General features: G+C 40.1%; 13 protein-coding genes. 4 read left to right on the plus strand and 9 right to left on the minus strand.

Features of this window, described 5'->3' with window-relative positions:
- Positions 1-7 precede the first annotated feature (7 nt).
- The 4 genes from FBF83_RS03820 to FBF83_RS03835 form a co-directional block, all read right to left on the minus strand.
- Positions 8-1,054 carry a LacI family DNA-binding transcriptional regulator gene (locus tag FBF83_RS03820; RefSeq protein WP_136945794.1) on the minus strand — a complete coding sequence of 349 codons (1,047 nt, stop codon included), beginning with the start codon at positions 1,052-1,054 and terminating at the stop codon, positions 8-10.
- 556 nt (positions 1,055-1,610) lie between these two features.
- Positions 1,611-2,453 (minus strand): sugar ABC transporter permease, encoded by an 843-nt coding sequence (locus FBF83_RS03825; protein ID WP_136945795.1) that lies wholly within the window; start codon positions 2,451-2,453, stop codon positions 1,611-1,613.
- Between the two features lies 1 nt (position 2,454).
- Positions 2,455-3,738, minus strand: a complete 1,284-nt coding sequence (locus tag FBF83_RS03830) for a carbohydrate ABC transporter permease (protein ID WP_136945796.1) — start codon at positions 3,736-3,738, stop codon at positions 2,455-2,457.
- A 95-nt stretch (positions 3,739-3,833) separates the two neighbouring features.
- A complete protein-coding gene (locus tag FBF83_RS03835; protein WP_136945797.1) occupies positions 3,834-5,117 on the minus strand; it encodes an extracellular solute-binding protein in 1,284 nt (427 codons plus the stop codon).
- Between the two features lie 304 nt (positions 5,118-5,421).
- On the opposite strand from FBF83_RS03835, the gene FBF83_RS03840 reads away from it, so the two are divergent.
- The 3 genes from FBF83_RS03840 to FBF83_RS03850 all read left to right on the plus strand — a co-directional run bounded on the left by FBF83_RS03840 (position 5,422) and on the right by FBF83_RS03850 (position 9,164).
- Positions 5,422-7,155: an alpha-glycosidase gene (locus FBF83_RS03840; RefSeq protein WP_136946474.1), complete on the plus strand. Its 1,734-nt coding sequence runs from the start codon at positions 5,422-5,424 to the stop codon at positions 7,153-7,155.
- Between the two features lie 247 nt (positions 7,156-7,402).
- Entirely contained in the window at positions 7,403-7,744 is a 342-nt protein-coding gene (locus FBF83_RS03845) for a P-II family nitrogen regulator (RefSeq protein WP_136945798.1), read from the plus strand.
- Positions 7,745-7,766: 22 nt separating this feature from the next.
- Positions 7,767-9,164 (plus strand): ammonium transporter, encoded by a 1,398-nt coding sequence (locus FBF83_RS03850; RefSeq protein ID WP_136945799.1) that lies wholly within the window; start codon positions 7,767-7,769, stop codon positions 9,162-9,164.
- 768 nt (positions 9,165-9,932) lie between these two features.
- On the opposite strand, the gene asnB is transcribed toward FBF83_RS03850, so the two are convergent.
- From asnB to FBF83_RS03880, 5 genes are all read right to left on the minus strand, one after another.
- On the minus strand, positions 9,933-11,774 hold the full coding sequence (asnB, locus tag FBF83_RS03860; protein ID WP_136945800.1) for an asparagine synthase (glutamine-hydrolyzing): 1,842 nt from the start codon (positions 11,772-11,774) through the stop codon (positions 9,933-9,935).
- A gap of 124 nt (positions 11,775-11,898) precedes the next feature.
- Positions 11,899-12,894 (minus strand): class I SAM-dependent methyltransferase, encoded by a 996-nt coding sequence (locus tag FBF83_RS03865; protein ID WP_240687962.1) that lies wholly within the window; start codon positions 12,892-12,894, stop codon positions 11,899-11,901.
- A 16-nt stretch (positions 12,895-12,910) separates the two neighbouring features.
- Positions 12,911-14,242 carry an FAD-dependent oxidoreductase gene (locus tag FBF83_RS03870; protein WP_136945802.1) on the minus strand — a complete coding sequence of 444 codons (1,332 nt, stop codon included), beginning with the start codon at positions 14,240-14,242 and terminating at the stop codon, positions 12,911-12,913.
- A 204-nt stretch (positions 14,243-14,446) separates the two neighbouring features.
- Positions 14,447-17,299, minus strand: a complete 2,853-nt coding sequence (locus tag FBF83_RS03875; protein WP_136945803.1) for an EAL domain-containing protein — start codon at positions 17,297-17,299, stop codon at positions 14,447-14,449.
- Between the two features lie 187 nt (positions 17,300-17,486).
- Positions 17,487-17,837: a DUF1516 family protein gene (locus FBF83_RS03880; protein ID WP_136945804.1), complete on the minus strand. Its 351-nt coding sequence runs from the start codon at positions 17,835-17,837 to the stop codon at positions 17,487-17,489.
- Positions 17,838-18,010: 173 nt separating this feature from the next.
- Between FBF83_RS03880 and FBF83_RS03885 the strand changes: the two genes are divergently transcribed.
- On the plus strand, positions 18,011-19,204 hold the full coding sequence (locus FBF83_RS03885; RefSeq protein ID WP_136945805.1) for an ornithine--oxo-acid transaminase: 1,194 nt from the start codon (positions 18,011-18,013) through the stop codon (positions 19,202-19,204).
- Positions 19,205-19,216: the final 12 nt, after the last annotated feature.

The following is a 19,216-nucleotide window of genomic DNA, read 5'->3' on the forward strand; positions in this document are numbered from 1 at the left end:
AGGATGGCTATTTAACATTCTCTATTCCATTTTCAGTAAGTGTTCTCACAGTCCAGCGTTCAACTACGTTATGAGGAACACAAACCCGTTTATTTTCTGCATCAGGATCTGCAATTTTCTCAAGTAAACAATTGACTGCCTCATAACCAAGCTGAAAGATGTTAATGTCAACAGACGTTAAAGGTGGGCTTGCGTATTCTGCTAACATCACATTATTGAAGCTAATGATTGAAACATCTTCAGGTACTGAAAGCCCCATCTCATCAAGCTTACTCATAATGCCAAGCGCCATTAAATCATCCACTACGACAAGAGCTGTCGGAGGCTTTGGAAGAGAAAACAATTCCATTACAGCTTCTTGACCCCCTTCTTTAAGAAACTCCTCATGCACAACATAATCATCATTATGAGGGATTCCCGCTTCACGAAGTGCTTTCTCATACCCACTCAAACGGTCTACGGTAACAACAAGATCCAAATTACCACCAACGAATGCAATACACTCGTGACCTTTACTGATAAAATGCTCCGTTACATCTTTCGCCGCTCTGTAATTGTCATTATCTACATGGGTAATCGTATCCGGAAGAGCGAACGGCTTACCAATCACTGTGAAAGGGAAATTTTGCTCTTGAAGAAACTTCATAATTTTATCGTCGATTCGAGAGTAAAGCATTACAATCCCATCAACCCTTCTACCATGTACCATCCCCATAACACCTTCTAATATGTCCTCTTCCTTCGATCCCGTTGACATATAGATGGTAAATTCTTTCTCATGCGCTTTCGTGCTAATTCCACGAAGCACCTCTGGAAAGAATGGATTTTGAAAAACTTTATCGGCCGAACTAGGCATCACAAGCCCAATTGTTTGTGTGCTCTTATTTGCTAAACTCCGTGCATTATAGTTCGGGTGATAACCGAGATACTCCATCGCTTCTCTGACCCGTCTCTTTGTTTGTTCACTAATACGTGGATTGTTCGCAATAACACGGGATACTGTTGAGGGTGCAACATTTGCGAGTTTTGCCACGTCTTTAATCGTTACCGCCATTTGGACCCCTCCTATCTTACACTTTCTAATGCTCTAACATATTAACAGCCTTAAGTCATAATTTCTAAAGTCTTTTTTCGTAGGCATTGTTGCACTTAGATAAGTGGTTAATTTCCTCTCCAATTAGAGAAGTGTGGTTTTCTATACAAAAATCTTCAAAAGCAACAATCTTTTAAAAAGGCTCTTTTCGTATACATAGTGGCTGAAAGAGTAGGTCAATTTCCGCTCCAGAATGCTCGCTTTCCGCGGGGCGGGCGGTGAGCCTCCTCGTCGCTAACGCTCCTGCGGGGTCTCACCTGTCCCGCTAGTCCCGCAGGAGTCGAGCATTCTTCCGCTACAATTAGCGAAGTCAGGTTCTTTTAAGAAAATTCTTTCAAAACAACAATCTTTTAGAAAAGAAGCTTTCTAACATAAGTCTGAGCGCCTCTTTCCCTATAATGAGCCACAATGTTTAATTGTAAACGATCTCATTTCAGAATGATATAACATATAAAAAGGAGAAAGAAGTAACAAGAGTTGCTTCCCTCTTTATCTTCTTTCTCCATTCATCAAAATTTTATCCCTTCGTTCCTCCAGCAGTTAAGCCAGAAATAAAGAAGCGCTGTAGCGATAAGAAAAGAATAGAAATTGGTATTGCGATAAGAACGGATCCCGCAGCAAACGTTGTAAATTCATTACCGAACTGATCAGAAATCATTTTATACAAACCTACAGCAAGTGTGAATTTCTCTTCACTTCTTAAAATAACTTGTGCAAGAATGAAGTCAGTAAATGGTGTGATAAAGCTAAATAATGCCACTACTGCAAGTATTGGTTTTGCAAGCGGCAAGATAATTTGCCAGAAGATACGGAAATGTCCCGCTCCATCAATTCGAGCTGATTCATCAAGCTCTTTCGGAATCGTATCAAAATACCCTTTCGCAAGCCATGTATTCATCGGCAGTAAGCCACCAGCATACACAAGAATTAAAGCGAAGTGTGTATCTAATAACTTAGTAACATAGGCAAGCACATAAATAGCAATAAGTGCTGCAAAGTTAGGAATCATTTGAAGGATAAGAAATGTCATTAATCCATTTTTACGACCAACGAAACGGTATCGTGAGAAAGCATAAGCCATACAAGAGATCATGGCTACTGCAATCACCATTGTAATAATGCATATCTTAAGCGTGTTCCAATACCAGAGAAGGTAGTCACTTTCCGCTGTATTAAATAGTGATTTATAGTGATCAAGCGTTGCATCTTTTGGAATAATCGATGAACCTGATAAACTATCTCCTGGATTAAATGATGAGCCGATAATCCATAAGACAGGGTATAAAATAATGACACATGCGATCGCAATCGCCACATAGGACAAGGTTAAACGGACTATTTTCTGCATTTTTGGACTCATATTACATCATATCCTCTTCTTGGAATGATTTCGTTCTTCTAAACTGCCATAATGCAACACCGATTACGATGGCGGAAAGAATCATTGTAATAGCAGCTGCTTTACCATATTGTGCGGATGTAAAGGTAAGTTTGTATATCCATGAAATCAAAATATCGGTAGAACCTGCAGTTTGACCCGATACAGCAGGCCCACCTCCATTAAACAAGTAAATTACGTTAAAGTTATTAAAGTTAAACGTATACTGAGTAATTAAAATTGGTGCAATTGCAAATAAGACCATTGGAAGCGTAATCCCTCTGAACTTCTGCCATATATTTGCACCATCAACTGTTGCAGCTTCGTATAGCTCTTCTGGAATAGATTGAAGCACACCCGTTACCATTGCGAAAATGAACGGGAAGCCAAGCCAGAACTGTATGAGTATTAAAGCAACTTTCGTCCAGAATGGCTCTGTTAGCCACGGAATGGCGTCAATACCGAAAGCAGCTAAGATGTCATTATTAATCGCACCAAACGTTTCATTAAACATTCCAGCGAATACAAGAATTGAAACGAATGCAGGTACGGCCCATGGCAGGATAAAGATTGTTCTAAAAATGCCTTTGAATTTAAGGTCTTTCTGGTTCATTAAAACAGCTAGGAAAATACCGATGGCAATTTGACCAGTTGTTGCGACAAATGTCCATACGATTGTCCATGAGAATACATCAATAAATGTATTACGCCAGATATCAAGTTTAAATATATCGATATAGTTTTGGATGCCAATCCAGTCAACTAAGTTTGCTGGAGGCGAGTGATAAAGATCGTAGTTCGTAAACGATAGTAAGATAACAAACAAAATTGGAAAAATAACAACAAAGATTAAAAGGAAGAAGCCAGGTGTTAACATTAAGTATGGGAAACCTTGTTCGGTTACATTACGGTATTGCTCTCTTACAGAATTAAGAGGAATGCCAAGATCACGATTTCTTCCGTTCAGGTACGCATCCCTAAGATTTAAGAAATAAATCAAAAGCCCAATCAGGATAACTAGGACGGCGATAATACCCTGTGTTAAAAGGAAGATGGAATGGTCTCTCGGGAGTTTTTCTCCGAGCGTTACAATGCCCCATAATCCGATATTGATTAAGTCAGCAAAAGCAACTGCAAAGGATACTGTTAGAATAAGGAACATAAACCCTTTAAGTAGTTGCTTGTTGTAGAACTGACCGAATCCTGGTATCAATGATAAAGCGAGTGCTGTTTTTCTATGCTTTGTTTGACGTTCAGTTGCCTCCATCGTGATGGCAATCCCCTTTCTCCCCCTCACTTTTCTACCGTTAAAGTGAGAAGCAGTACCCCGTTTCCGGAGTACCGCTTTGATTTTTCAAGAATCTAGTTGCTGTGGTTCTGTTCAATCTGAGACTTAATTGTTTTAGTAGCTTCATCAAGAGCTGCTTTCGGCTCTTGCTTACCAGTTGCTACAAGTTGAAGTGCTGATGCTGCAGGCTCCCAAACTTCTGCCATTTCAGGAATGTTTGGCATTGGAACACCGTATGATGACTGAACTGCTACAGCGTTTGCAGCTTCATTGTCAGCAATAATTGGATCTTCAATAAGAGACTTAACCGGAGGAATTTCTCCTGTCTTTTCATAGCGGATTTTTGCATTTTCAGCATTTGAAATCCATTCTACTAGCTTTGTAGCCCATTCTTTGTTCTCTGAGAAATTACTTACGTGCCAGCCTTTAACACCGATGAATGTTTGGAAATTCTCACCGTTCGGAAGCTTAGGCATTGGAGCTACACCAATATCAATTCCAGCATCTTTATAGCCCTGGAATGACCATGGACCGGTCATTACAGATGCCGCTTTTCCTTCGTTAAACAGACCATCCATTGTAGAACCACCGTTCTCACCGATAAGCCCTTTAGGGAATAGATCTTCTTCATACCATTTCTGGATGTACTGTGTACCTTCTACAGCGCCTTCGTTGTTTAAACCAAGGTTTTGTGGATCAAGACCTTCATCCGTACGCTCAAACACATAACCACCATAACCAGCTAGTACAGAGTTTGCAAAATAAAAGTTGTCCCATAGTGCAAGGAATCCGTAGTTCTTGTCTTTCGTATATTCTTTAGAGAAATCATAGACTTCATCCATAGTTTCAGGTGCTTTATCCATTAACTCTTTGTTATAAACGAAAACAGGTGTTTCAGTAGCCTTTGGAAGACCGTAAAGTTTTCCTTCATAGTTTTGTGCTTGAATAGAAGATTCAGTGAATGTATCAACGACAGATTGTTCTACTTCAATTGGAGAAATAAGACCTTCAACTGCAGCTTGTCCAATCTGATCGTGTGGAAGTGTAATAACGTCAGGACCAGTACCGGCTGGACCATCAAGACGAATTTGTTCTCTAATTTTATCGGCCATGCCAAGTTCTTTAAATTCTACTTTAATACCATATTCTTCTTCAAAACTCGCAATTGCAGGTTCAAGTGCAATTCCTTTATCAGTATCTTCCCAGACAACTAGCTTCTCAGGTTTGTTTGCATCATCACCTTCAGAGCTACTACCTTCGTTGCTGTTAGAAGAACTTTGGTTATTTTGCGGTCCGCATGCTGCAAGGACGCCGATCGCAAGAACCAGTGTTAGAAATAAGGCGAAAAAACGTTTCATGTGTTAACCCCCTCTTAATTTACGATAGCGATACAAGCGCTTTCATTCCGTTAGTGAAAACGATTGCACTAGCTTTCTATAACCTATTATACATGCGCCGTAAATTTTAGCAACCGTTTGCACAAAATTTTTTAATTTTTTAACATATTAATTTTCGAGTGCTTTTTTTAATTTGACTACCACTCTATTATCTTCTACATTTATATAGAAAGAAGTTGCAGAAACGTTTTATTTGATGAAAGAGAATATAAACAGGAAATTTTTAAACTAAAATGCAAGCGATTGCATTTGGAGGTTACGAATGATGCAAAAAGAAGCGATCTACCACCGTCCAAAGAATAATTATGCTTATGCCTACGATGCCAAAACCCTTCACTTACGCTTAAAAACAAAAAAAGACGACATCATTAACGTCTCCCTTATTTATGGTGATCCGTATGACTGGAAAGAAAGTGCGTGGGAATATCAAAAGAAAGAGATGACACTAACTGGATCAGATAACCTTTTTGATTATTGGACAACCTCTGTAAAACCCCCATACCGACGTATGAGATATGGCTTCTATATAGAAGATCAACGTGAATCAATCGTCTATACTGAAAAAGGGTTTTTCAATGAGCAGCCATTAGAAACAAATGATTACTTTAGTTTCCCTTTCCTAAACGAAGTTGATGTTTTTAAAGCTCCTGAATGGGTGAAAGACACGGTCTGGTATCAAATTTTCCCAGAACGATTCGCGAATGGTGATCCAACAATAGACCCTAAAGGCGTTCTACCTTGGGGTGAGTTTCCACCAGCGCGAGATAACTTCTTCGGTGGTGATTTTCAAGGCGTTATTGAACACCTCGATCACCTCACTGAACTCGGAGTAAACGGCATTTATTTCACACCAATCTTTAAAGCAAAATCAAACCATAAATATGATACGATTGATTACTTGGAAATTGATCCTCAGTTCGGTAATAAAGAAACTTTTAAACTATTAATTCAAGCGTGCCATGAAAGAGGAATCAAAGTTATGCTTGATGCAGTCTTTAATCATTGTGGGTACTATTTCGAACCCTTCCAAGACCTAATGAAAAATGGAGAGGCATCCCGGTACAAAGATTGGTTCCATGTTCGTTCATTCCCGATCGAAACGAAGCCGTTACCTTCCTATGATACATTTGCTTTTGAACCTTCAATGCCTAAATTAAATACCGAAAACCCTGAAGTGAAAGAGTATTTACTTTCAATCGGAAAGTATTGGGTCGAAGAATTTGATATTGATGGATGGCGTCTTGATGTAGCTAATGAGATCGATCACCAATTTTGGAGAGACTTCAGAAGAGAAGTGAAACAAATTAAACCAGAACTATATATTTTAGGTGAAATCTGGCATGACTCTATGCCCTGGCTACTTGGTGATCAGTTCGATGCAGTCATGAACTATCCGATGACATCAGCGCTGTTGGATCATTACGCACATGGAACGATTACAGTTGAAACAATGGCCAATCGCCTAACATCTCTTCTCCATTCCTATCCTGATAACGTGAATGAAGTTGCCTTCAATTTGTTAGGTAGTCATGACACACCTCGTATGCTCACGCTTACTAATGATCGGAAAGAGCTAGTAAAACTTATGTACATGCTACAATTCTCATTCCCTGGAACACCTTGCATTTATTACGGTGACGAAATCGGAATGAAGGGTGGCGCAGATCCCGGATGTCGTGAATGCATGACCTGGGATAAAGAGAAACAGGACACTGAACTGTTCAATTTTCTAAAAAAACTTATATCACTCCGTCAATCTCACTCAGCATTTGGAAATAGCGGTTCGTTTCATTTTATTTCAGCAAAAGATGATGTTATTCAGTATAAGAAGGAAACAAATACCGAAACATTGTTATTCCTTATAAACAGTTCAGAAAAAAGCGTCACAATTGATATCCCTCACCTTTCTTGTGATGCAACAAGTCTATTCGGAAACACGATTAAAATAAGCAGTACCCTTACTCTTGAACCATTTGGATATGACATTATATCTCTTTGAAAATGATAAAGCTCCTGGAAACCTTCCAGGAGCTTATTTATTTGTCTAAAATCAAGTAGATGGACTGAAAGCGCAACCCCCCTCTCCCCATCTATGCTCATCTAAATCTGCCAATCCATTAATGTTATATTTCCTAACATAGTTTTTTAAATTTTCTAAAAATAACCTTGAATTTACCGTATTGTCAGCATAATATTAGAATATAGAAAATAGATTATGTTAGAAAAACTGACATGGAGGGTCCAAAATGAAAAAAGTAGAAGCGATTATTCGTCCTGAAGCTTTCCAGGATTTGCGGGATCGATTAAGGGATGAAGGTATTACTGGAATGACAGTGTCTGAAGTAGCAGGATGCGGATTACAGAAAAAACAAACTGGCGTGTTCAGGGGAAGTCATTTCGAAGTCTCTCTCCAGCCTAAGATCAAGGTAGAGCTCGTATTTGATGATCACCTGCTCGACCACGTTGTTAAGAATATACGAGATGTATGCGCAACAGGTGAGATCGGAGATGGAAAAATCTTCGTCTATCCTGTAGAAGATGTTATTCGCATACGCTCTGGTGAACACGGCCTTACAGCATTTAAATAATTCGAAAAGGATGATTCAAACAATGAAAAAGATATCAGGCTTATTTATAGCACTCTTTCTTCTTTCTGGAGGTCAAGCATTTGCAGCTGAAGATGCAGCTGTAGCAACATTAAGTCAGTCAATGGACACTGTTTGGGTTATGATTGCTGCATTTCTTGTATTCTTCATGCATGCTGGATTTGCAATGGTAGAAACCGGATTTACTCGATCAAAAAACGCGCTCAATATTTTAATGAAGAACTTACTTACAATGTCAATAGGTGCCGTTTTGTATTTCGTCATCGGATACGGACTTATGTTTGGTTCATCATCAGGCGGATTTATTGGAACAAATGGTTTTTTCCTTTTAGGACAATCTGAAAACATTGGATTTTTTGTTTTCCAAGCCGTTTTCGCTGCCACATGTGCCACAATTATCTCAGGTGCTGTAGCTGAACGAATGAAGCTCATCAGTTATATCGCCGTAACGATTGCAATGGTCGGATTCGTCTATCCCGTTGTAGGACACTGGATTTGGGGTGGCGGCTGGCTTTCAGAGCTAGGCTTTACTGACTTTGCTGGATCAACTGTTGTTCATTTAACTGGCGCAATTGGCGCTGTCGTAGCTGTCGCATTTCTCGGTGGACGTATTGGTAAATATTCAAATGGCAAAGTAAACGTTATTCAGGGTCACAATATTCCACTCGGTGCATTAGGTGTATTCATCCTATGGTTTGGCTGGTTTGGATTTAATGCAGGTAGTACGCTCTCAGCTAGCGATGATCTTATTCCTATTATCGTAGCTACAACCCTTCTCTCTGCTTCAAGTGGTGTAATTGGAAGTGCATTATATTCTTACATCCGTTATAAACAAATCGATGCTTCATTAACACTTAACGGTGCTCTTGCAGGACTTGTTGGGATCACTGCTGGTACAGCAAATGTATCACCAGTAGGCGCAATCTTCATTGGTTTAATATCAGGTGTTATTCTGATTGAAGCCGTTCAATTAATTGACCGTCGCGTAAAACTTGATGATCCTGTTGGCGCAATCGCTGTTCACGGTGTATGTGGTGTATGGGGAACATTAGCTGTCGGACTCTTCTCAGTTGAAGGCGGTCTATTCTATGGAGGCGGTGCATCACTCGTACTAGTTCAAGCAATAGGCATTCTTGCTGTTATCGCCTGGACCGCCGGTACTCTTGGCAGTTTCCTCTTCATCTACACACGCCTTTCTTCCATCCGCGTTTCGCGTGAAGAAGAAATTCAAGGTCTCGACTTCGCAGAGCACGGCTCAACAGCCTACGAACTAAGGGGTGGCATCCTAAACAACAACGAAAGCCCCTCATCAGGCACCATCTTCGGTCACGGATTAGTAGAACGTCTCAACGGACTAGAAAAACCAAAAGTTGATGATAGAAAAGCGGAAGTGGGCGGTTAGACCCGGCAGGCACTGGAGCCGTTCAAAATGAACACGCCCTTTGTGTTCAGATTGAACGGTGAAGTGACCGAGGGTCTGCCCACTGCAGCTGGATCTAACGAAAAGCGGAAACGAGCGTTTAGAAACGGAAATATTGGAACTCTTTCATAGGAACACGTTCTTTGTGATCCTATGAAAGAGTGAAATATCGGAGTTTCTGCGAGTTGCAGCTGGATCTAACGAAAAGCGGAAGTGGGCGGTTAGCCCCTCGACAAGCGCTGGAGCCTCTCAAAAAGAACACGCTCTTTGTGTTCATTTTGAGAGGTGAAGCGATCGAGAAGCTGCCCACTGCATCTGGAAATAAACTGTTTGACTCTTCCCTTGAAACACCAGATCATTATTAAAAAAGGCTCTTATCTAAAGGTTTTTGCTAATGTAAATAATCTTTAGATAAAAAACCACACTTCGCTGGTTGGAGCGGAAGGATGCTCGACTCCTGCGGGACTAGCGGGACAGGTGAGACCCCACAGGAGCGTTAGCGACGAGGAGGCTCACCGCCCGCCCCGCGGAAAGCGAGCATCCTGGAGCGGAAATTACACCACTCTTATATCAACAATGTATACGAAAAGAGCCTTTCGAATAAATCATTCATACCAAAAGAACCGAAGCGAGAATCATAGCTTCGGTTCTTTAATTAGTTTTATAAAAGGTTTTTAATACCACACTAAGCTGATTGGACCGTAAATCAACCCTTACTCTTAAAGCATCGCCTACGAAAACACCCCTCAATTAATCAACAATATTTACACCCTTCTGCTCCATCCAATAATTAATTTGAGCAAGATGCGCAATTAGCTGTGGCCCTGCCATTAGCTGACCAAACCACGGTACTTTAAAGGCCTTCCCTTCGGAATCAATAATATCCTGAACAACTTGCCGATCAATGAGGTCATGAAGAGGCGCTTGTTTATTAGCAAGAGTTTGCTGAAGCCAACTTGATACAGCCTTCGTATATGCAGGATGATAGGTTTTTGGATAAGGACTTTTCTTTCGGTAAAGCACATCATGTGATAGCGTTCCTGTCATCGCTCTCCGCAGCAAGCCTTTCTCCCTTCCATCTAGCATTTTCATATCCCATGGCACATTCCAAACGTATTCAATAATCCGATGGTCTGAAAAAGGAACCCTGACCTCAAGACTTGCTCCCATGCTCATTCTGTCTTTCCGTTCAAGTAACGTTGTCATAAACCAGTTTAAATTCAAATAAAAGAGCGCTCGTCTTTTAGCTTCTATTTCACTTTCCCCGTCAAGACGAGGCGTTTCATTAATAGACTCTCGATACCTATCTGTTACATATTGTTCAAGCTTTAACTTATTCCGAACATCTTCCTTTAACATGGCCTGGCGTTCGAGGGTTGAACGCATCCACGGGAACTGTTCTTGATCAAGGAGTTCTGGTTTATGGAACCATGGGTAGCCGCCAAATATTTCATCTGCACACTCACCAGAAAGTGCAACGGTAGCATGCTTTTTAATTTCCTTTGAGAACCATAGTAGCGAAGAATCCACATCTGCCATACCGGGAAGATCGCGACATTGTATCGCTTCTTTTAAATGATGTACGAGCTGATCCGTATCAATTACACAGTTCGTATGATCTGTAGCAAGTTCTGCGGATACTTTTTTAATCCATGGCGCGTCAGCATTTGGTTGAAATTCACTGCTTTCAAAAAACTTATCATTATCAACATAATCTACTGAAAACGAGCGCAGTGTTCCTTTTCCCTCATTCTGAAATGCGGTTTGGGCAACAGATGTGATCGCGCTCGAATCCACTCCTCCAGATAAAAATGTACAAACAGGAACATCAGCCACTAGCTGCCTTTTAATCGCATCTTTTAATAGCTCTCCAACTGTGTCAACTGTTGTATCTAAATTATCAGTGTGCTCTTCGCTTTTCACGTTCCAATAGCGCCATTTCTTTAGACCATTACGATCAAATTTCATTGCAAACCCTGGACGCAGCTCTTGTATACCACGGAAAACGCCATGACCTGGTGTCCTTGAAGGTCCTAGCCCGAATATTTCCTGTAATCCTTCTCGATCAATTTCAGTTTTCACGTCAGGATGAGTAAGAATAGCTTTAAGCTCAGAACCAAATTGGAGAGAGCTGCCGCTACTTCGATAGAATAATGGTTTAACCCCGAGGCGATCTCGTGCTAGAAACAACCGTTTCTCGTCCCAGATCGCAAATGCAAATATACCGTTTAAGTGATCTACACAAGCCTCTCCCCACTCAACATATGACGTTAATAGAACTTCTGTATCTGAGTGTGATTGGAACGTATATCCTTTGCCAAGCAAAACCTTTCTTAAATCTTCTGTATTGTACAACTCTCCGTTATAACAAATGGTATAGCTTTTCTCACGATGTTTTCGAGTCATCGGTTGACCACCACCAGCTGGATCAACCACAATTAAACGCGTATGCCCAAACCCACAATGCCCTTGAACCCAGCAATTAGAGGCATCCGGACCGCGTTTTGATAACTTATTGGCCATCTTTTGGAGAACTTTCTTTTCCCCTGTCAAATCCTGTTTCCAATCAACCCATCCTGTTATGCCACACAAAAGCTCTCCCCCCAATCAATGCTCTCTGTTCACTTTATGCTTCCGCCCACTTTTTGTGCATTATTTTATCTCTATCTCCATTCACAATCTGCTTATATAAAAAAAGAAACCCTTATTGAGGGTTTCAAGCTTTTTGAAATCGCATGAAATACCATGCTCCTTCTTTCACAATCGGCTTCATTTCTTTTAATTTAAATCCTGTTTCCGATGCAAGATTAACCATCTCAGCATGGTTAGGTAACGGAAACAGGTTATCATGAGCACTCATGAAACTATTAAATGCTGCTGAAAAAGCAAGTCCATGCTTCGACTCATGCAAGGGTGTAATGACGATAAGATTCCCATTTTCTCCCGTTACTTCATGCGCTTTTTCGAATAAACGATAGCGATCCTCAGGCGCAAAGTAGTAGAGTAGGTTATTCATCATGGCAACATCGAAAAGATCTCCATCCCACTTCCACGTCATCATATCGTCTGGATAAAGCGAAATTGACGATTTTAATGGAAAGTGAATGTTTTCCTCTGCCTCAAGACAAACCGATTTATTTTTCTCAATTCCTACTAGCTTCATATCTTCGAACTTCGCCCCAATACGTGAAAGGTATCCTGCATAGCCTGCTCCAAAATCAATAACAGATTTTGCATTCGTTTTCTTAATACACTTATGAATTTTAGGGTAAGCAAACCTTTCAATGAAGCTTGACGTTGCAGCAACCGTTCCACCATAATCTTCATCCTGATATGAAGCGTGATCTTCACTGTTCAATAAATCTGGATAGGATAGGAGAATCGGAATATGTAGCTCCATCATTTCTTTTAACAGAATACCCACAGACTGGTCACTGTTCTTGGAGATAGATTCAACCATATGTTTTTTTGAACGGATTTCACCATTTTTATCGATTTTCAGATGATCGATTGCTATACCTACGTCTGCCCATCTCGTTAAAAGGAGTTCATTCATATCGCGTTTCTTCGCAACAGCAGAGACGGTCGTTCCTTCCTCAAATTCATCAAATAAATCGTGAACATAGCCAACATGTGCATGCCAGGCATAAAGAAAAGGTTCATTGCTTTTCATCCATTTCCTTGCACGCCAAATCTTTTTCAATTCTTTCATTTTATTTCCTCCCGTCTCATTTGCGATACCATGGATAATCATCGTTCGTTGAAAACATAACCTTTTTTTTCTGCTTTTCAGTGATTTTTGCTCGACCAACTTTCACAGGTAGAATGCCAGCCTGTTTCATACGATCCACTAGATTGAACTTCCAAATACCAAGGCCTGATGTATTCAACATTTGCTTATAATGCAGGCTAGGTGAATGTTCCGTTTGCTTTACTCCCTTAATCCTTAGCTTCTGCCATGCACGATAAGGGAAAGAATATAGCAACGCAGCCTGATGACTAAGCCTTGATACATATTCTGCTCTCGGCTTTCTTACTTTTTCGTACCATTCTAACTGCGACCATTCTGTTTGATTCGTCTTGAACATCCAACATAGAAGCTCACCCAGAACATCCGAATCCTGGATAGCTAGATTCATCCCCTCACCCGCCATAGGATGCACACTATGAGCAGCATCACCGGTTAGAATCATGTTGTCTTTCACATAGCTAGATACATTATGTCTTACCGGGATCATGAGCTGAATTTTCTTCCACGTATCTATTTGATGAACATACCCTTCAAGCTCAGGCATAAGTTCACAATACGCTCGATAGAATGACTCTAGCCCCTCTTCACGCATCGTCTTAAACTCTCCAGGTTTAATCAATAACACACTCCGAACTTCATTATTAGGAAGAGGAAATAATCCAACAAATTTGTTCTGTGTTGTTATAATCGTAGACTGATTAAGTGAATCAGGTCGCGGAAATGAAACGGTCAAAAAGTGATGATTATACTTTGTGTTTTTCATTTCTACTTGCATCGCTGTTCTTGTAGGAGATGCTCTCCCTTCAGCTCCAATATAGAAAGAGGCATGAATATGCTGCTCGCCTTCTTTCGTTTGAATAATCGCTTTTTTATTTTGAGGTTCATCATCTGTGAAGCCCGTAAATTTAGCTGGCTGAATATAATCAACTGATTCGTATTTGGACGCTTCAATGAATAAAAGCTCTTTCAATTTTTCATGTGGAATCATAAGCGACGTATTATATGGCGAATCAATAAGATCATATCGAAATTCGTTAGCGCTGAGCTGAGTCATGGTCTGATCAGCCTTTTGATCGTATTCATAGAATTGAATAGATGGTAAGCTAAATCCATTTACCTTCACTTGTTCAAGCATATTTATTCGATCCAGAATTTCGAGACTCTTTGGTTGAAGCAACTCACCTTTGTAGATTAGCCCGCTCTTTTTATCTTTTTCTACTAAAAGCGTCTTTACATTATTTTGTCCTAGCTTAACAGCGAGTGTAAGGCCAGATATGCCTCCCCCTATAATCATGACATCATAATCCATCTTCCATCACCTCATTCGATATCTTCCTATTCCCTTCCAACCACCCGTTAAAACAGAACAACCATCCTGTATGTGTTAACCATCCTTATTTATCAAAACGTATTTCTATAAGATTGTTGTTTTTAAAAGTTCATTCTGTAGAGGACTACTTAGCTGATTGGAACGGAAAATCCATCAAAAAAAGACCAACCATTAATGGCTGGTCTAAGTTGCTAACGGGAATTGCTTTGACAAAAGCAGCTTCTCGAAACGATCTTTATTCAGTGGCTTACTGTAGAAAAAACCTTGTGCAAAGTTGCAGCCGAAACTTCTAATAATTTCACCCTGCTCCTTCGTTTCAATTCCTTCCGCTACGATAGACAGATTCAATCCTTCACACATTGTAATTACAGCTTTTACTATCGCTGCATCTGCGTTATTTTCTTGAAGATTCCTGATAAATGACTGATCAATTTTTAATATATCGAGCGGGAAGTCTTTCAGATAACTAAGCGAAGAATATCCTGTTCCAAAGTCATCAATAGACACCTTCATACCCATCCCTCTAAGCTCATTAAGCATTGAGATGCTATAGTCTGTGTTAACAAGCGTCGTACTTTCTGTCACTTCAAGATGAAGGGATTCCGGTGAAAGTCCTGATGCACCAAGTGCCTGTCGAACTGTTTCTACGAAATTCACACTCTGGAACTGTCTTCCTGATACGTTTACGCTTATAGACAAATCATCATATCCTAATTCCTGCCATTTACGAGTTTGCATACAAGCTTCATTTAGAACCCATATTCCAATCTCTTCAATTAATCCTGTTTCTTCAGCAAGAGGGATAAATTGCGCGGGCGAGACGAGACCAAGCTTCGGATGATTCCAGCGAATTAAGGCTTCGCATGCATATATTTTCCGTTCATCCAGATTTACTTGTGGTTGATAATACAACGTTAACTCTTCTTTCTCAATTGCTCTTCTTAAATAACTTTCAAGTTCAAGACGCTCAAACGCTTGATCTGTCATTTCATCTGTATAGAATTCAATATAACTTGCACCCTGCTGCTTTGCTCGATCAAGCGCAATATAAGAATTTCTCATTAACGTATCAAGGTCCATGCCATCATGCGGGAATATACTAATGCCGATTCCAACAGTCATAAAATATTCTACATTATGAAAGACTATAGGAGCCTTCAATTGATCAATTACTCGTTTCGCAAGCATAAGTGCTTCTTTCTCATCTTTCATACCAGGTAAAAGGACTGTGAATTCATCTCCACCAAATCTCGCAAGTACAGCATCGTCTTGAATTGCTTCTTTAATGCGATTCGTTACCTGCTTTAAAATGTGGTCACCTCGTTGATGTCCTAAGCTATCGTTTATTAGCTTAAATCGATCAAGATCAATAAACATAACAGCAAGCTTTTCATTTGTGTTTTTAAGAGATTCATTCAGCAAATTTTCAAACAGCAAACGGTTTGGCAGTTCAGTTAACACGTCATAGTAAGCCAGATGCGCAATTTTCTCTTCTGCTTTTCGTTGGTTCATGATGCTTTTGCCAATTCCATATGCTCCTATAATTTCACCATTCACAATAATCGGGATGTTCGTGATCGTAAATAATACCTTTGCTCCTGACTTGTCAACTAGATGAGCATCATACGTTTGAGCCACACCCTGAAACGTTTGATAGAACTTATCCCTCGTCATTTGAGCATCTTCTGAAGCTACGAATTGAAGAGAATGCTTACTCATCACCTCTTCTGATGAATAGCCTAATAATGACTTAAGAGCAGGATTTACGCTTGTAATTTTCCCATAGTTATCAACAGAATAAACAAGGTTCGGATTTTGCTCAAACAGAGACTTAAAACGCTGTTCAGACTGCTGTAAACTTACATTCAACGTTTCCAATTCTTCCGTAGAAGCTTTAATTAAATGTGATAGTGCCATTAAACCATCCAAGTCCTTCATCTCCTGATTGTGTAATGGTTGGGGCTGAACCTTCTCATGTTCAGCATCCGTTTCGCTAAGCATTGCCATAATTGTACTGTTATTTGAATGCTGACAACTCATTCCGTCAGAGAAGTATTCTGAAGCTAAGCATACTGATGTGATAACACTAGACAAGTGACTGGAATTCAGGCTCATCCCATTTGAAAAAAGATCTTTAGCAGGTACTGACGAGTACGAGAAGACTCCTTCTACTGCAAACAAGGTCGCCTGATCATTCAGCCGTTGCAAGAAAGACTGGAACGTAATAGCATCAAAATAAGAGAAGTTTACCAAAGTGCCTTTTGGAAGAAAAGAGTCAACTGTAACTGAACCATCTCGATGCGATTCGATAACCGAGAACGGTTTTAATTGTCCGTTCACTACATGAAGCAACGGACCATGTGATGCGGCTTCCGGAAGCTTATTCGCAACTTCTTGACCGAGGTACTTCTCATAAAAGCGAAGAACGCTCATCCCCTCGATTTCAAATACACGTTGACCAAGGGATTTAGTAATTTCATATGGTCGGCTAGCAGACTTCCAAAAAGTTTCATAATAAGGGGTAATATTTAACTTATGCCCAGTCAGATGGACACCTACAATGCCATTTGATAGAATTTGACTTCCTGATAGAACGAAGGATTGATCGTTTCCAAATGCTCTTCCTCCCATTACTAGTGAAGTTAATCCACTTAAAAGAGCATCTTCATCCATAGCGCCTGAGTTAAATAGCAAAACGATTCCATCTTCCTCAGTAATGAAGTTATTCAAATTAGTCACATGATTATCCATCACAAAAGGTTTAATCTTCGTATGTTGAAATAGCGTAAAGGAAAGTAAAATCCCTTCTGTTACACTTGATCCTTTAAAGTAAGCCTCGGCAGCTGTTGAACCAATAATGACAGCATCAGGAAGCAATTTCTCTAAACCTAAAGACACCTCTGCCGCTTGGTCCATTTCTTTGGATAATGAAAATAATTGAATGAGCACGGCATTCGCCTGAAACAGTTCCGGATGATTGTTTACACACTCGCTCAAATGACTATCTTGATGAATCATGACTGAAAATGTTTTCAAGCTCAACACACCTCATTCCTTAAAACCTTTAAATCGCAACTTTCTATTATATCCATGATATCAAAAAGTAGAGAATAGGAATACAGCTATTCCATAAATATGCCATTCTACCCTACTCATTATATCGGCAGATGACGTTCCACCTTTTAATACAAAAAAACCACCTAAATAGCGGTGGTTTTGGGACTTATAACTGATAGAGGTGCAGTACGTAATACCCATAAAAAAAGACAAGCATAAAAGCAAATAGAAATTGTAACCAAAATGCCCAGATTGTTTTCCCTTTGACACCTCTCACGAGAATCATTTCCATTGAGAAAATTAACCATAAAGCTACAACAGCTTTCACTAGCGATGGACCCCAGAAATTGTAGCCTACAACAAGGAACATTCCTGATGCAACAGTTAAGATGTAGAAAATACGTAGAACCATATGTGTGATGGTTTGTCCTTTTCCCTTGCCTGCTCTCATTAAAAAGTAACTACTCATAAAAAGTATAAGAGTCAATCCCCAGGCTGTATAATGTGCATGAAGCATTCGCAGTCTCTCCTTCTATCTATATACAAACTACTAAATATCATATCACGAAACAATTAATTCGACATTATCAGAATCTTTTGTGCCATTTTCTCACAAATCGTAGGAAGCAAGCGATTTCATTGTTATAATGATATAGTGGCATTAACAAAAAGATGGGAGTGACAGGTAACATGGTACAAACACAAGATATCATTCAGATGACAGAGCAGTATGGTGCACCCAACTATCATCCACTACCAATCGTTATTGCAGAAGCGGAAGGTGTTTGGGTTAAGGATCCTGAAGGTAACCGCTATATGGATATGCTTAGTGCATACTCAGCAGTCAATCAGGGACACAGACATCCCAAAATCATTCAAGCACTAAAAGATCAAGCGGATCGTGTGACATTAACTTCACGGGCTTTTCACAATGACCAACTTGGCCCTTTTTATCGTAAAGTTTCAGAATTTACAAACAAAGATATGATTCTTCCAATGAATACTGGTGCTGAAGCAGTGGAAACGGCTGTTAAAGCTATGCGCCGATGGGCTTATGAAGTGAAAGGCGTTCAAAAAGACCAAGCGGAGATTATTGCTTGTGAAGGAAACTTCCACGGTCGTACGATGACTGCCGTTTCCCTCTCCTCTGAACAGGAATACCAGCGTGGATTTGGTCCAATGCTTCCTGGTATTAAGCTGATCCCTTATGGAGATATTGAAGCTTTGAAAAAAGCCATCACACCAAACACAGCTGGCTTCTTATTTGAGCCGATTCAAGGTGAAGCTGGAATTAATATTCCACCAGAAGGTTTCCTTAAAGAAGCCTATGACTATTGTAAAGAGCAGAAAGTGCTGTTCGTTGCGGATGAAATTCAAGCTGGGCTTTGTAGATCTGGAAAGCGCTTTGCTTGTGACTGGGACAATGTTGAACCAGATATGTACATTCTTGGTAAAGCGCTCGGAGGCGGGGTATTCCCAATTTCATGCGTTGCTGCGAATGAAGAAGTACTAGGTGTATTTACTCCAGGGTCACACGGCTCTACTTTTGGAGGAAATCCACTTGCTTGTGCAGTATCGGTAGCATCCCTTGAAGTTCTTGAAGATGAGAAGCTAGCAGATCGATCTCTTGAACTAGGAAACTACTTCCAGGATAAGTTAAAAGAAATCAATAACCCACTAATTAAAGAAGTTCGCGGTCGCGGTCTTTTCATTGGCGTTGAACTTCATGAAGCAGCTCGACCATATTGTGAGAAATTGAAAGAAAAAGGACTTCTATGTAAAGAAACCCACGAAACAGTCATTCGTTTTGCTCCTCCACTTATTATAAGTGAAGACGACTTAAACTGGGCGATTGAGCAAATTACGGATGTATTATCAGTATAAAAGAATCGTACA

The organism is Guptibacillus hwajinpoensis, from assembly GCF_005144865.1.
Lineage (GTDB): Bacteria > Bacillota > Bacilli > Bacillales > Guptibacillaceae > Guptibacillus > Guptibacillus hwajinpoensis_A.